Source organism: Variovorax paradoxus EPS (genome assembly GCF_000184745.1).
Classification (GTDB): Bacteria; Pseudomonadota; Gammaproteobacteria; order Burkholderiales; family Burkholderiaceae_C; genus Variovorax; species Variovorax paradoxus_C.
This window is the reverse complement of record NC_014931.1, coordinates 250,142-263,326: the sequence shown is the minus strand read 5'-3', so window position 1 is coordinate 263,326 and position 13,185 is coordinate 250,142. Positions and strand designations below refer to the sequence as shown.

At 67.5% G+C, this 13,185-nt stretch carries 15 protein-coding genes; 12 read left to right on the top strand and 3 right to left on the bottom strand.

What is annotated here, in order from left to right; genetic code table 11:
* Nucleotides 1–3: 3 nt before the first annotated feature.
* The 11 genes from hpaE to VARPA_RS01190 all read left to right on the top strand — a co-directional run bounded on the left by hpaE (nt 4) and on the right by VARPA_RS01190 (nt 9,124).
* On the top strand, nt 4–1,470 hold the full coding sequence (gene hpaE / locus VARPA_RS01240; RefSeq protein WP_013538715.1) for a 5-carboxymethyl-2-hydroxymuconate semialdehyde dehydrogenase: 1,467 nt from the start codon (nt 4–6) through the stop codon (nt 1,468–1,470).
* Nucleotides 1,467–2,450 carry a tripartite tricarboxylate transporter substrate binding protein gene (locus tag VARPA_RS01235; RefSeq protein WP_013538714.1) on the top strand — a complete coding sequence of 328 codons (984 nt, stop codon included), beginning with the start codon at nt 1,467–1,469 and terminating at the stop codon, nt 2,448–2,450. The genes hpaE and VARPA_RS01235 overlap by 4 nt, the downstream gene beginning before the upstream one ends.
* A gap of 6 nt (nt 2,451–2,456) precedes the next feature.
* Complete coding sequence (locus VARPA_RS01230; RefSeq protein WP_013538713.1) at nt 2,457–2,792, top strand: aromatic ring-opening dioxygenase subunit LigA; 336 nt, start codon at nt 2,457–2,459, stop codon at nt 2,790–2,792.
* Nucleotides 2,789–3,616 carry an extradiol ring-cleavage dioxygenase gene (locus VARPA_RS01225; RefSeq protein ID WP_013538712.1) on the top strand — a complete coding sequence of 276 codons (828 nt, stop codon included), beginning with the start codon at nt 2,789–2,791 and terminating at the stop codon, nt 3,614–3,616. The genes VARPA_RS01230 and VARPA_RS01225 overlap by 4 nt, the downstream gene beginning before the upstream one ends.
* A 14-nt stretch (nt 3,617–3,630) precedes the next feature.
* Entirely contained in the window at nt 3,631–4,038 is a 408-nt protein-coding gene (locus VARPA_RS01220) for a 5-carboxymethyl-2-hydroxymuconate Delta-isomerase (RefSeq protein ID WP_013538711.1), read from the top strand.
* Nucleotides 4,039–4,050: 12 nt separating this feature from the next.
* Nucleotides 4,051–4,854 carry a 2-oxo-hept-4-ene-1,7-dioate hydratase gene (gene hpaH / locus VARPA_RS01215; RefSeq protein ID WP_013538710.1) on the top strand — a complete coding sequence of 268 codons (804 nt, stop codon included), beginning with the start codon at nt 4,051–4,053 and terminating at the stop codon, nt 4,852–4,854.
* A gap of 13 nt (nt 4,855–4,867) precedes the next feature.
* Nucleotides 4,868–5,698, top strand: a complete 831-nt coding sequence (hpaI, locus tag VARPA_RS01210; protein ID WP_013538709.1) for a 4-hydroxy-2-oxoheptanedioate aldolase — start codon at nt 4,868–4,870, stop codon at nt 5,696–5,698.
* A gap of 28 nt (nt 5,699–5,726) precedes the next feature.
* Nucleotides 5,727–6,194, top strand: a complete 468-nt coding sequence (locus VARPA_RS01205; RefSeq protein WP_041943152.1) for a nuclear transport factor 2 family protein — start codon at nt 5,727–5,729, stop codon at nt 6,192–6,194.
* Nucleotides 6,195–6,324: 130 nt separating this feature from the next.
* The gene (locus VARPA_RS01200; protein ID WP_013538707.1) at nt 6,325–7,314 is read left to right on the top strand and encodes a Bug family tripartite tricarboxylate transporter substrate binding protein; all 990 of its coding nucleotides are present in this window, start codon (nt 6,325–6,327) and stop codon (nt 7,312–7,314) included.
* Between the two features lie 18 nt (nt 7,315–7,332).
* Nucleotides 7,333–8,124 carry a class II aldolase/adducin family protein gene (locus tag VARPA_RS01195; protein ID WP_013538706.1) on the top strand — a complete coding sequence of 264 codons (792 nt, stop codon included), beginning with the start codon at nt 7,333–7,335 and terminating at the stop codon, nt 8,122–8,124.
* Nucleotides 8,125–8,146: 22 nt separating this feature from the next.
* On the top strand, nt 8,147–9,124 hold the full coding sequence (locus tag VARPA_RS01190) for a 2-dehydropantoate 2-reductase (protein WP_013538705.1): 978 nt from the start codon (nt 8,147–8,149) through the stop codon (nt 9,122–9,124).
* Nucleotides 9,125–9,339: 215 nt separating this feature from the next.
* On the opposite strand, the gene VARPA_RS01185 is transcribed toward VARPA_RS01190, so the two are convergent.
* Nucleotides 9,340–10,290 (bottom strand): DMT family transporter, encoded by a 951-nt coding sequence (locus VARPA_RS01185; RefSeq protein WP_013538704.1) that lies wholly within the window; start codon nt 10,288–10,290, stop codon nt 9,340–9,342.
* 93 nt (nt 10,291–10,383) lie between these two features.
* Here VARPA_RS01185 and VARPA_RS01180 point away from each other — a divergent pair, with 93 nt between their 5' ends.
* Nucleotides 10,384–11,358, top strand: coding sequence for a LysR family transcriptional regulator (locus VARPA_RS01180; RefSeq protein WP_013538703.1), 975 nt, complete (start codon nt 10,384–10,386; stop codon nt 11,356–11,358).
* Here VARPA_RS01180 and VARPA_RS01175 read toward each other — a convergent pair.
* Together VARPA_RS01175 and alr are read right to left on the bottom strand one after the other, a co-directional pair.
* Nucleotides 11,312–12,061: a hypothetical protein gene (locus tag VARPA_RS01175; RefSeq protein ID WP_013538702.1), complete on the bottom strand. Its 750-nt coding sequence runs from the start codon at nt 12,059–12,061 to the stop codon at nt 11,312–11,314. The two genes, VARPA_RS01180 and VARPA_RS01175, sit on opposite strands and share 47 nt — an antisense overlap.
* Nucleotides 12,058–13,158, bottom strand: coding sequence for an alanine racemase (gene alr, locus VARPA_RS01170; RefSeq protein ID WP_013538701.1), 1,101 nt, complete (start codon nt 13,156–13,158; stop codon nt 12,058–12,060). Before alr ends, VARPA_RS01175 begins: the two co-directional genes overlap by 4 nt.
* Nucleotides 13,159–13,185 lie beyond the last annotated feature (27 nt).

Sequence of the window (13,185 nt, the reverse complement as noted above, 5' to 3'; positions counted from 1 at the left end):
CCCATGCAACAGATCAACCACCTCATCGGCGGCAAGTCCGTCACGGGCAAGGACTACTTCGAAACCGTCAACCCGGCCACGCAGGAGGTGCTGGCCGAGGTCGCCTCGGGCGGCGAAGCCGAGGTGAACGCGGCTGTCGCCGCGGCGAAGGAAGCATTCCCGAAATGGGCCGGCATGCCCGCGCCCGAACGCGCGAAGCTCATCCGCAAGCTCGGCGACCTGATCGCCGCGCACGTGCCCGAGATCGCGCAGACCGAGACCAACGACTGCGGCCAGGTCATCGCGCAAACGGGCAAGCAGCTCATTCCGCGCGCGGCCGACAACTTCTACTACTTCGCCGAGATGTGCACGCGCGTGGACGGCCACACCTACCCCACGCCGACGCACCTGAACTACACGCTGTTCCACCCGGTGGGCGTGTGCGCGCTCATCAGCCCGTGGAACGTGCCGTTCATGACGGCCACCTGGAAGGTCGCGCCGTGCCTGGCCTTCGGCAACACCGCGGTGCTGAAGATGAGCGAGCTCTCGCCGCTCACGGCCGCGCGCCTGGGTGAACTCGCGCTCGAAGCCGGCATTCCGCCCGGTGTGCTGAACCTCGTGCATGGCTACGGCAAGGAAGCCGGCGAGCCGCTGGTCGCGCACCCCGATGTGCGCGCGATTTCGTTCACCGGTTCCACCGCCACGGGCAACCGCATCGTGAAGAGCGCGGGCCTCAAGAAGTTCAGCATGGAGCTGGGCGGGAAAAGTCCGTTCGTGATCTTCGAGGATGCCGACCTCGACCGCGCGCTCGACGCGGCCGTGTTCATGATCTTCAGCAACAACGGCGAGCGCTGCACGGCGGGCTCGCGCATCCTGGTGCAGCAGTCGATTTACGCCGACTTCGCCGCGAAGTTCGCCGAGCGCGCCAAGCGCATCACGGTGGGCGACCCGCTCGACGAGAAGACCATCGTCGGCCCGATGATTTCGCAGGCCCACCTGGCCAAGGTGCGCAGCTACATCGAACTGGGTCCGAAGGAAGGTGCGACGCTGTTGTGCGGCGGCCTCGATGCGCCCTCGAACCTGCCCGACCGCGTTCAGCGCGGCAACTACGTGATGCCCACCGTCTTCGCCGACGTCGACAACCGCATGAAGATTGCGCAGGAAGAAATCTTCGGCCCGGTCGCGTGCCTCATCCCGTTCAAGGACGAGGCCGATGCGATTCGCCTCGCCAACGACATCCAGTACGGCCTCTCGAGCTACGTCTGGACCGAGAACATCGGCAAGGCGCACCGCGTGGCCGCTGCCGTGGAAGCCGGCATGTGCTTCGTCAACAGCCAGAACGTGCGCGACCTGCGCCAGCCCTTCGGCGGCACCAAGGCTTCGGGCACCGGCCGCGAAGGCGGCACCTGGAGTTATGAAGTGTTCTGCGAGCCGAAGAACGTCGCGGTGTCGATGGGCTCGCACCACATTCCGCACTGGGGCGTGGCGTGAACACCAGCCGCCGTGCGCTGCTGCAAGGCGCCGCCGCGCTCGCGGCCCTGCCGTCGCTCGCGCCATTCGCCCACGCACGCGGCGACTGGCCCAACAAGCCGGTGCGCATCGTCGTGCCCTTTCCGCCCGGCGGCACCACCGACTTCGTCGCGCGGCTCATGGCGGTCGAACTCGGCAAGACGCTCGATCAGGCGGTGATCGTCGAGAACAAGCCCGGCGCGGGCACGGTGATCGGCGTGGATTCGGTCGCCAAGTCCGCCCCCGATGGCTACAGCTTCGTCTGCGTGGCGAACAGCTTCACAGCCAACCAGACGCTGGTGCGCAAGCTCCCTTACGACACGCAGAAAGACCTGCGCCCCGTCGCGCTCATGGGCATGTCGGAACACGTGCTCGCCACGCATCCATCGAGCGGCCTGAAGACGCTGGCCGACCTGCGCAACCAGGCGAAGGCGAAGCCCGGCACGCTGAGCTTCGCCTCCTTCGGCAACGGCACCTCGGCGCACCTGTCGGGCGAGCAGCTCAAGCTGCAGATGGGCCTGGACATCGTGCACGTGCCCTACAAGGGCCAGGGCCCCGCGCTCACTGACCTGCTCGGCGGGCAAGTGACGATGATGTTCGGCAACTGGCCCGAGTTCCGCGGGCAAATCCAGAGCGGCAAGCTGGTCGCGCTGGGCATGGCGACCGCGCAGCGATCGCAGTACGCGCCCGCGATACCCACACTCGCAGAACAGGGCGTGGCCATCGAGTCCAATTCGTGGAACGGCCTGCTGGCGCCCGCTGGCACGCCCGATGCCATCGTGCTGCGCATGAACGACGAGGTGAACCGCGCGCTCGCGGGCCCTGCCGTGACCGAGGCTTTCCGCAAGGGCGGCATCGCGTCGCTGTCGGGCACGCCCGAGCGCTTCGCGGCGTTCATCCAGAGCGAGATCGCGAAGTACGGCGACGTGATCCGCAAGGCCAACATCCAGATCGAGGGCTGAAGAACGATGAGCCTCTATGCGATGCAGAAATTCCTCTTCGCGCTCAACCGCGAAGCCGAGGTGCAGCGCCGCTATCTCGATGGCGGCGATGCGCGTGCGGCGCTGCTGTGCGCCTACGACTTCAACGATGAAGAGCGCGAAGCCATCGCCACCGGGGACATCGGCAAGCTCTATGTGCTCGGCTGCAACGGCCAGTTGCTGATGCACTTCGCACCGCTGCTCGGCATCGCATGGGCCGACTACCTCGAAGCGATGCGCGAAGGCGTGCGCAAGTACGGCCCGGTGCGCGCGGGCATTTACGCAATGACAACTGGAACGAACGAGAAAGTGGCAGGCGTATGAGTCTCGTATTCGCAGGCGTGTGCAGCCACGCCCCCGGCATCACCGGCCGCGCGCATCTCGCCGACCCGGCGGTGAAGGACGAGTTCCACGCGCAGTTCCATCGTTTCGGCGAGGCGATGCGCGCGACGAAGCCCGACGCGGTGATCGTGATCGCCGCCGAGCACTTCGCGAACTTCTTCATGAACAACATGCCGGCCTACGCCATCGGCATGGCCGACAGCTACGAAGGCCCGATCGAAGACCCGAAGTGGCTGGGCATCGAGAAGACGAAGGTGCCCGGCGACGCCGCGCTCTCGCAGCGCCTGATCCGCGAGGTGATGCAGACGGTGGACGTGGCCTACGCGGAAGAATGGAAGTTCGACCACGGCATCATGGTGCCGCTGCACTTCCTCACGCCGGCCTTCGACACCAAGGTCATCCCCGTGAACATCAACTGCCAGGGTCCGCCGCTCACGCCGCTGCACCGCGCCTGGGCCTTCGGCGAAGCCTTGCGCCGCGCCTGCGACAACGCGCCAGAGCGCATCGCGCTGGTGGGCACGGGCGGCATCTCGCACTGGCCGGCCACGCCCGATTCGGGCAAGGTGAACGCCGAGTGGGACGCCGAGTTCATGCGCCGCTGGTGCGCCAACGACCGCGAGGCACTGCTCTCGCAGGACGACTACAACGACGAGGCCACCTACCGCGAAGCGGGCCAGGGCGGCTTCGAGATCCGCACCTTCCTGAGCGTGGCCGCGGCCGCGCGCGGCAAGGGCGAGATCTTCCATATGAAGGCCATCCCGATCTTCGCGGTGACCTGCACGGCCGCCGTCATGTCGGTGGCCTGAACGAAAGAGCACGCATGCCGCACCTGGTGATCCTCTACACGCCCAACATCGAAGCCGAGACCGACATGTCGGCCCTGTGCCGCACGCTCGCCGACACGATGCTGAAGCAACGCGACGAGGCGGACAAGCCCGTGTTCCCCATCGGCGGCACGCGCGTGCTGGCCTACCCCGCCGCGCACTACGCGGTGGCCGACGGCAAGGCCGACTACGCCTTCGTCTACCTCAACATCCGCATGGCCGCGGGGCGTTCCGAAGCGGTGAAGAAGAAGGCCGGCGATGAACTGCTGGCCGATGTGCGCGCGCATTTCGCGCCGATCTTCGACCAGCGCCACATCGGCATCACGCTGCAGATCGACGAAAGCCCGGGGCAGGTGTACGACGGCAAGCACAGCAACCTGCACCCTCTGTTCAACAAGACCTGAGCGAAGGCCTCCATGCTCTCTTCCGACACCATTGCCAAGCTGGCCGCCGAGCTGCACGAGAGCGAGAAGTCGCGCGTGCAGGTCGAGCACTTCTCCAAGCGCTTTCCCGAGATGACCGTCGAAGACGGCTACGCCGTCTCGCGCGCATGGGTGAAGCACAAGATCGCCGAGGGCCGCACGGTGAAGGGCCACAAGATCGGCCTCACCTCGCGCGCGATGCAGCAGTCCAGCCAGATCGACGAACCCGACTACGGCACGCTGCTGGACGACATGTTCTTCGCGCAGGGCGGCGACATTCCCTTCACGCGCTTCATCGCGCCGCGCATCGAGGTGGAGCTGGCCTTCATCCTCGGCAGGACGCTGCAGGGCCCGGGCGTGACCATCTTCGACGTGCTGGCCGCCACCGACTACGTGGTGCCGGCCATCGAGATCATCGATGCGCGCATCGAGCAGTTCGACCGCCACACCAAGGCGCCGCGCAAGGTGTTCGACACCATCTCCGACAACGCGGCCAACGCCGGCATCGTGATGGGCGGGCGGCCGGTGAAGCCCGATGCGGTGGACCTGCGCTGGGTGAGCGCCCTGCTCTACAAGAACGGCGTGATCGAGGAAACGGGCGTGGCCGCGGGCGTGCTCAACCACCCCGCCACCGGCGTGGCGTGGCTCGCGAACAAGCTCGCGCCGTGGGACGAACGCCTCGAAGCCGGTGAAGTGGTGCTGGCGGGTTCCTTCACGCGGCCGACCACGGCGCTGCCGGGCGACACCTTCCATGCCGACTACGGCCCTCTCGGCGCGATCTCGTTCCGCCTTGTCTGAAAGAAAGACGCTCATGCACACCCCCATCAACACCTTCAAGCAAGCCATGCTCGCCGGCGAGCAAAAGATCGGCCTCTGGGTCGGCCTCGCCGATGGCTACGTCGCGGAAATCCTCGCGGGCTGCGGCTACGACTGGCTGCTGGTCGACGGCGAGCACGCGCCCAACGACGTGCGCTCGGTGCTCGGTCAGTTGCAGGGCATTTCGAGCGCGTGGTCCGCGCAACCCGAATCGGAGCGCTCGCATCCGGTGGTGCGCATTCCGACCGGCGACACCACGCTGATCAAGCAGTACCTGGACATCGGCGCGCAGACGCTGCTGGTGCCGATGGTCGACACCGCCGAGCAGGCCGCGCGCATGGTGCAGGGCATGCGCTATCCGCCCGAGGGCATTCGCGGCATGGGCAGTGCGCTCGCGCGTGCGTCGCGCTGGCAGGCCTATCCGCAGTACCTGCACGAAGCCAACGCGCAGACCTGCCTCCTGGTGCAGGCCGAGACGGTCGAGGCGATGAAGAACCTCGATGCCATCGCGGCGACACCGGGCGTGGACGGCGTGTTCATCGGACCGGCCGACCTGTCGGCGTCGATGGGCTTCGTGGGCCAGCCCAACCACCCGGAGGTGCAGGCGGTGATCGCCGATGCCATCGCGCGCATTCTGAAAGCCGGCAAGGCGCCGGGCATCCTCTCGACCACCGAGGAGCAGGCGCGCAAGTGGCTCGCGGCCGGCGCGCTGTTCGTGGCGGTGGGCGTGGACACCATCGTGCTCACGGCCGCGGCGAAGCAGCTGGCGGCGAAATACAAGAACGCCGCGGGCGCTGCGAGTGGCGCAGTGCCCAACGGCTACTGAAGTCCTTTCATACCGGGAGTCTTAGATGATGAAACGCATGATCCTCGCCGCCGCCTTCGCGACGGCCACCCTCTTCCTCGCAGCCTGCGCACAACCGGGCGGCAGTCCGACCGCCCAGGCACGGCAGGAAGCCAACCGCCAGACGGTGCTCGCCTTCTACGAGAAGGGCTTGAACCAGAAGGACGCCGACGCGGCCCTGCAGTACGTCGGCAACCGCTACGTGCAGCACAACCCCACCGCAGCCGACGGCCCCGAGGGCTTTCGCAAGTTCATCGCCTTCCTGCGCGAGAAGTTTCCGAATTCGCGCAGCGAGATCAAGCGCTCCTTCGTCGATGGCGACTACGTGATCCTGCATGTGAACGCGGTGCGCGAGCCTGGCACGCGCGGCAACGCCATCGTGGACATCTTCAAGCTGGAGAACGGAAAGATCGTCGAACACTGGGATGTGGTGCAGCCCGTGCCCGAAACCGCCGCCAACAAGAACGGAATGTTCTGACAACGAACTCGCCGGTCGAGGAAAACGTGTCGCGGCTTTCAAAACGTGAGGTAAACGCGGGGGTCCCGCCCCATGCCTTGCTGGAAAAATACGCGCTCCCGAACCACCACCACCCGGAGAGAGACCCATCATGAGCTTCACACGCCGCCAGATCCTTCAGACCACCGGCGCCTCGGCGCTGCTTGCGAGCATCGGCCAGCAGGCCTACGCGCAGGCGGGCATCGAGACCGCGACCATCGTCACCGGCTTCGCGGCCGGCGGCACCTCGGACACCATCTGCCGTCGCCTGGCGCAGAAGCTCAGCCCCGAATACGCCAAGGCGGCGGTGGTCGAGAACCGCACCGGCGCAGGCGGCCAGATCGCGGTCACCTACGTGAAGGGCCGGCCGGCCGATGGCGTCACCATCCTGCAGACGCCGACCTCGATCCTCACGATCTATCCGCACATCTACAAGAAGCTGCCGTACGACCCGATGGTGGACCTCACCCCGGTGAGCATCGGCTGCATCTTCGACTTCGGCTTTGCGGTCGGCCCGTCGGTGCCGGCCAGCGTGAAGAGCGTGCCCGAGTTCCTCGCCTGGGCCAAGGCCAACCCGGCCGGCGCCAACTTCGGCTCGCCGGCCGCGGGCTCCACGCCGCACTTCATCGGCGCGCTGCTGGGCAAGAAGGGCGACGTCGAACTCAAGCACGCCGCCTACCGCGGCACGCAGCCGGCGATGCTCGACCTCCTGGGCGGCAACATCTCGGCCGTGTCGGGCCCGATCGGCGACATCACGCAGCACCTGCAGTCGGGCAAGGTGCGCATCCTGGGCGTCTCGGGCGCCAAGCGCAACCGCTTCGCGCCCGATGTGCCGACCTTCGGCGAGCAGGGCATCAAGGACATGGCGCACAGCGAATGGTTCGCCTTCTTCCTGCCTGCCAAGGCATCGCCCGAGCTGGTCGCGCGCCTGAACACCGCGATGAAGAACGCGCTCGCGCAGAAGGACGTGATCGACGGCCTGGGCACCTTCGGGCTGGAAGCCATGTCTTCCACGCCCGCGGAGCTCACGGAACTGCTGAAGAAAGACACCGCCAAGTGGGCGCCGATCGTCAAGGAAGTCGGCTTCACCGCGGAGGGTTAACCGTATGAAGGAACTGCAATGAACACCTCGCTCGCCACCTCGCCTTCGGCGCTGGTCCATCCCTCCATCCACCCCGACGAGCGCGCCGCGCGCGAAGAGCTCGCGGCCTGCTATCGCGTCTTCGCGATGCTGGGCTGGGTCGAGATGATCTACAACCACATCACGGTGCGGCTGCCCGACAGCGTGACGGGCGGAGAGAAGCAGTTCCTCATCAACCCCTTCGGCCTGCACTACAGCGAAGTGACGGCCAGCAACCTCGTGAAGATCGACCTGCAGGGCAAGGTGCTCGACGGCTCGTCGTATCCGGTGAACCCGGCCGGCTTCACGGTGCACGCGGCCATCCACGATGGCCTGCCCGGCGCGCACTGCGTGATGCACACCCACACCACGGCCGGCGTGGCCGTGGCGTGCCTGGAGGGCGGCCTGCGACAGACCAACTTCTATACCGCCCAGCTGCACGGCATGGTGGCGTACCACGACTTCGAGGGCATCACGATCCATGCCGACGAAGGCCCGCGCCTCCTCCAGAGCATCGGCAACCGCAACGCGGTGATCCTGCGCAACCACGGCCTGCTGGCCTGGGGCCAGACGCTGCCGCAGACCTTCGCGATCCTGTGGACGCTGCAGCGCGCCTGCGAGATCCAGATGGCGACCTTCTCGATGGGCGCGGCCATTCCGGTGAGCGAGGAAATCGCCGAGCGCTGCACCCGCGACGCACTGCAGTTCAGCCCCGCGCACGGCGCCGGGCAGGACGTGTTCAATGCGCTGGTGCGGCAGGTGGACCGCATCGACCCGAGCTACAGAAACTGAAAAGATCGAAGCGGCCTCTCCCATGAAGATTTGTATTTACGGCGCCGGTGCGATCGGCGGCTGGATCGGTGCCGGCCTCGCACAGGCCGGCGAACGGCTCAACGTGGTGGCGCGCGGTGCGACGCTCGATGTGCTGCAACGCGATGGCCTCTCGCTGATGCGCGCCGACGTGCGCACGCGCGTCCCCGTCAACGCAGTGGCCGATCCTGACGCCCTCGGCGTGCAGGACCTGGTGGTCATCGCCGTGAAGGCGCCCGCGCTGGCGGCCGTGGCCGAACGCATCGGGCCGCTTATCGGGCCCGACACCATCGTGCTGGTCGCGATGAACGGCGTGCCGTGGTGGTTTCTCGAAGGCGGCTTCGGCGGCGAAATCACCGGCCGCCGGCTGGCCGCGGTCGACCCCGATGGCGCGATCGCGAAGGCCATTCCGGCGCGCAACGTGATCGGCTGCGTGGTGCATGCGAGCTGCTCGCTCGACGGGCCGGGCGTGGTGCGGCATCACTTCGGCAACGGGCTGATCGTCGGCGAGCCTTCGGGCGAGGCCACGCCGCGCGTGCAGGCGCTCGTCGAGCTGCTGACCCGCGCGGGCATCAACACCACGCTGTCGCCGCAGATCCAGAAGGACGTGTGGTTCAAGCTCTGGGGCAACATGACGGTGAACCCGATCAGCGCGCTGACCGGTGCCACCACCGACCTCATCATGGGCGACGACTACGTGCGCGGGTTCATCTCGGCCGTGATGCTGGAGGCCAAGGAGATCGGCCGGCGCATCGGCATCGAGATCACGCAGAGCCCCGAAGACCGCCACGAGGTGACGAAGAAGCTCGGCGCGTTCAAGACCTCGATGCTGCAGGACGTGGAAGCCGGGCGCTCGGTGGAACTCGATGCGCTGGTGACGGTGGTGCGCGAGTTGGGCGAGTTGACCGGGGTGGCGACGCCGTTCACCGATGCGTTGCTGGGGTTGGCGCGGTTGAGGACGCGGCAGCTTGGGTTGTACTGAGCGGCGCCGCGCTCACCAAAACTTCTCGGGAGGGGCGGGTGGCGCCGGCACATCCGGCTCTGCGGCGTGCGCCGAGAAGCCAAGGGCTGGCATCGCGATGCCGCAAGCAGTGAATGCAGCGCGGGTCTTGTGTGTCGAGATCATGTGAGCTGTTTTCCTCCGGCCGGCATTGTCATTGGACGAAGGGCGCTGTTCGACGCCGCACGGCTACAAGTTCACGGAATTCGCGGCCGTGCCTCAAGCTTTTGCGGCATCGTCACCCACCACGCTGCCGCCACGATCAGCAGCCCGCCGGCCCATCCCCACACCCCGACCGTTTCCCCAAACCCATACACCGCGATCAACGCGCCGAACACCGGCTCGCTCCCCATCAGCAGCGACACCCGGCTCGGACTCGAGCGCGAGGCCGCATGGTTCTGCGCGAAGAAGGCGAACACCGTGCACAGCAGCACGAGGTACGCCATGCCCCACCAGAAGGAAGCCGTTGCGGGCGGCATGTGCCAGGCGCCGTTGGAGGCTAGGAGCGAGATCGCCATCGCGCCGAGCGCCATCACGCCCGACTGCACCGCGGTGAGCGTCAGCGCCGGCATCGCGTGGTGGCCGGCGAGTCGCCGCGTCATGCACACCATCACGGCGCGGAGGAACGCCGCGAGCACCATCAGCGCGTCGCCCCAACCCACGGCGATGTTGGCGGGCGAGGTGGCCGACAGCATCGCCGCTCCCACCGCCGACAGGCCCGCGGCCCAGAAGATGCGCTGCGCCGGGCGCTGCCCCAGCAGCCACCATTCGACGAACGGCGTGAGCGCCACGCACAGGCTGATCAGGAACGCGGCGTTGCTCGCCGTGGTCAGCGACACGCCGAAGGTCTCGCAGACGAAGATCGCCAGCAGGTTGGCGCCGAGCAGCCCGCCCACCGCGAGCCCCTGGCGCCACTGCGCATTGAACAGAGGCTTGAGTGCCGGCAAGAGCACGATGAAGGTGAGCCCGAAGCGCAGCGCGATGAACTCCATCACAGGCAACTGCTGCGTCGCCTGCTTCGCGACCGCATAGCTGCCGCCCCACACGGCCGCCACCAGCAGCAGCATGACCTCGGCGGCGCCGATGCCGGCCCACTTCCTCGCACCCCACGTGTCCGGTGCGATGCCCCGCACTTGCTTTGAATCCATACTGTCGGCCGCCGTCCATGAACAAGAAAGAAAAGATTGTTCAGGGCATCACACACGCCGAACAGCCATCGGCCGGAACAGGACCCTTGCGCCGTGGGAACGAATTCATTTCTCAAAGTGCTGCCCGAGATGGTGACCTTCCTGCGGGTCGCCGAGCTCGGCAGCTTCTCCGCCGCGGCCGACCTGCTGGGCATGACGCCATCGGCCGCGAGCCGGCAGGTCAAGCGGCTCGAAAAGGAAATCGGCGTGCAGCTGCTGCAGCGCACGACGCGCCAGCTGCGGCTGACCGAGCCCGGTGCCGAAGCCTTCGCGCGCTGCCGCGAACTGGTCGCGGTGGCGCAGGGCGCGATGGACATCGCGCAGCGGTTCTCGAAAAAGCCGAGCGGGCTGGTGCGCATCAGCGCGCCGAAGGCGTTCGCGCGTCGGGTGCTGCATCCGCACATCCTCGACTTTCTTCGGCGCTACCCCGAAGTGGATGTGCAGCTCATCGTGCAGGACCGCAACATCGATCCGATCCGCGAAGGCGTCGACCTCGTGGTGCGCCTGACGACCGAGCCGCCCGAGGGACTGGTGGCGCGGCAGTTGATGCCGGTGGCGCACATCCTCTGCGCCTCACCGCGCTACCTTGAACAACACGAGGCGATTGCGCATCCCCGCGGCCTGGTCGCGCACAGCTGCCTGTCGCTGGGCGAGCACGAGCGCGACAACCACTGGCGCTTCAGGCAGGGCGATGCGGAAGAAGCCGAGGTCGTGGTGCGGGGCCGCTACGTTTCGAACCACAGCGAGGTGCGCCTCGAAGCCGCACTCGCGGACCTGGGCGTGGCGTGCGTGCCGGCCTTCATGACACAGGAAGCGCTGGAGAGCGGCCGCGTTGTGCAGGTATTGGCCGGCTGGGAATTCCAGGGCAACTACCGCGGGCACGCGTGGATTCTTTATCCGCCCAGCCGCTTCACCGTGCCCAAGTGCCGGGTGCTCATCGACCATTTGCTCGATGCACTGGCCACCGGCCCCGAGAAGAAGCTCAGTTCGTCTTCAGCAAGACGCGGACCGCCTCGGGCAGCGAGTTGACCTGCGGCATGAAGTGGTCGAGCAGCGCGCCGAGGATCACCGCGGAAATCAGCGCGCCGAGCAGCGGCTTCCAGGTCAGGCGCACGGCGGCCATGAGCCAGCCTTCGCGCGCCACGCGCACCGCGGCGCGGGCCGAGACATAAGAAAACGCCACCTCGATCGCCACGGCCAGCAGCGCGTCCCAGCTGAAATACAGCAGCACGAGCGAGCCGACGCCGAACAGCACGGCCACGCAGATCAGGAAGATGGCGACCACCGGCACGACGATGATCGCGCCTTCGTCGGAAGCGCCCGCGAGTTCCAGCGCACCGCCCGCCATGTCGGCGGCATCGCCGACACCGCTCGCGCGGCTGGCACGGCCTACGCTGCCGGCAACGTCCAAAGCGAATTCACCGGCATCCACCGCGTCGCCGGCGCCCATGTCCAGGTTGGCGCCAACGCCGTCCTCCACCAGCCGCCGGGCCCACCAGCGCAGCACGAGCAAGTAGCCGAGGTAGCCCACGCCCAGCGTGAGGAAGTAGCGCACCGCCAGCGAGTCCACATGCAGCAGGTGCATCTGTAGCGCCGACACGCCCCACATCAGGAGGAGCGTGAACGTGCCGATCAGGATGCCGTGCGTGCGCAGGCTGTGGTTGCGGTGCAGGTCGCGCTCGACCTCCGTTTCCCAAAGGCGCACCGAGCGCCAGTTGGAAAGGATCTTCATTCGTCGGTGGGAGCGGCGAACGGCACGCGCTGGGCCACGGCGCACATGAGTTCGTAGCCGACGGTGCCCGCGGCCTGCGCGACTTCGTCGATGGGGAGCACCGCGCCCGTCGAAGCGGAGCGGCCCCACAGCGTGACTTCGGCGCCGAACTTCGCATCGGGCACCGGCGTGAGGTCGACGGTGATCATGTCCATGCTCACGCGGCCCACCATGCGGGTGCGCACGCCGTTCACCAGCACCGGCGTGCCGGTGTTGCAGTGGCGCGGATAGCCATCGGCGTAGCCAACCGCGGCCACGCCGATGGTGAGCGGCCCCTCGGCCGTGAAGTTGGAGCCATAGCCGATGGTGTCGCCGGCCTTGAGCGTCTGCACCGAGAGCAGTTGCGTCGACAGCGTCATCGTGGGCTGCAGTTGCCAGTGCGCCGCGTCGTGCAACGGAAAGTCGGGGGCGCTGCCGTACAGCACGATGCCGGGGCGCACCCAGTCGCCGCGCGTCTGGTCGGCGTGACGCAGGGTGGCGGCGCTGTTGGCAATGGAGCGCTCGCCCGGCAGGTCGCGCGTGGCGCGCTCGAAGGCTTCGAGCTGGTGCGCGATGCCGCGGGCGCCGTCGGCGTCGCTGAAGTGCGTCATCAGCGAGATCTCGTCGACCTGCGTGAGCGCGTTCAGGCGCGTCCAGGCCGAGCCGAAGCGCTCGGGCGTGAAGCCCAGGCGGTTCATGCCCGAGTTCATCTTCAGGAAAACACGCTGCGGCTTGAGGGTCTTGTGCGCTGCGAGCATGTCGATCTGCTCGTCGCAATGCACGGTGTGCCAGAGGTCCAGGCGCGAGCACAGCTCCAGGTCGCGCGCATCGAACACGCCTTCCAGCAGCAGCACGGGGCCGCGCCAGCCCAGGGCGCGCACGCGCTCGGCCTCGGCCAGGTCGAGCAGCGCGAAGCCGTCGGCGCCGCGCAGGCCTTCATAGACCCGCTCGATGCCGTGGCCATAGGCATTGGCCTTGACCACGGCCCAGACACGGGCGTCGAGCGCCGAACGGCGGACCCGCTCCAGGTTGTTGCGAAGGGCGGCGGTGTGGACGGTGGCAAGAATGGGGCGCGGCATGGGGTGCTCTGGGCAGGCTGCAGGCGG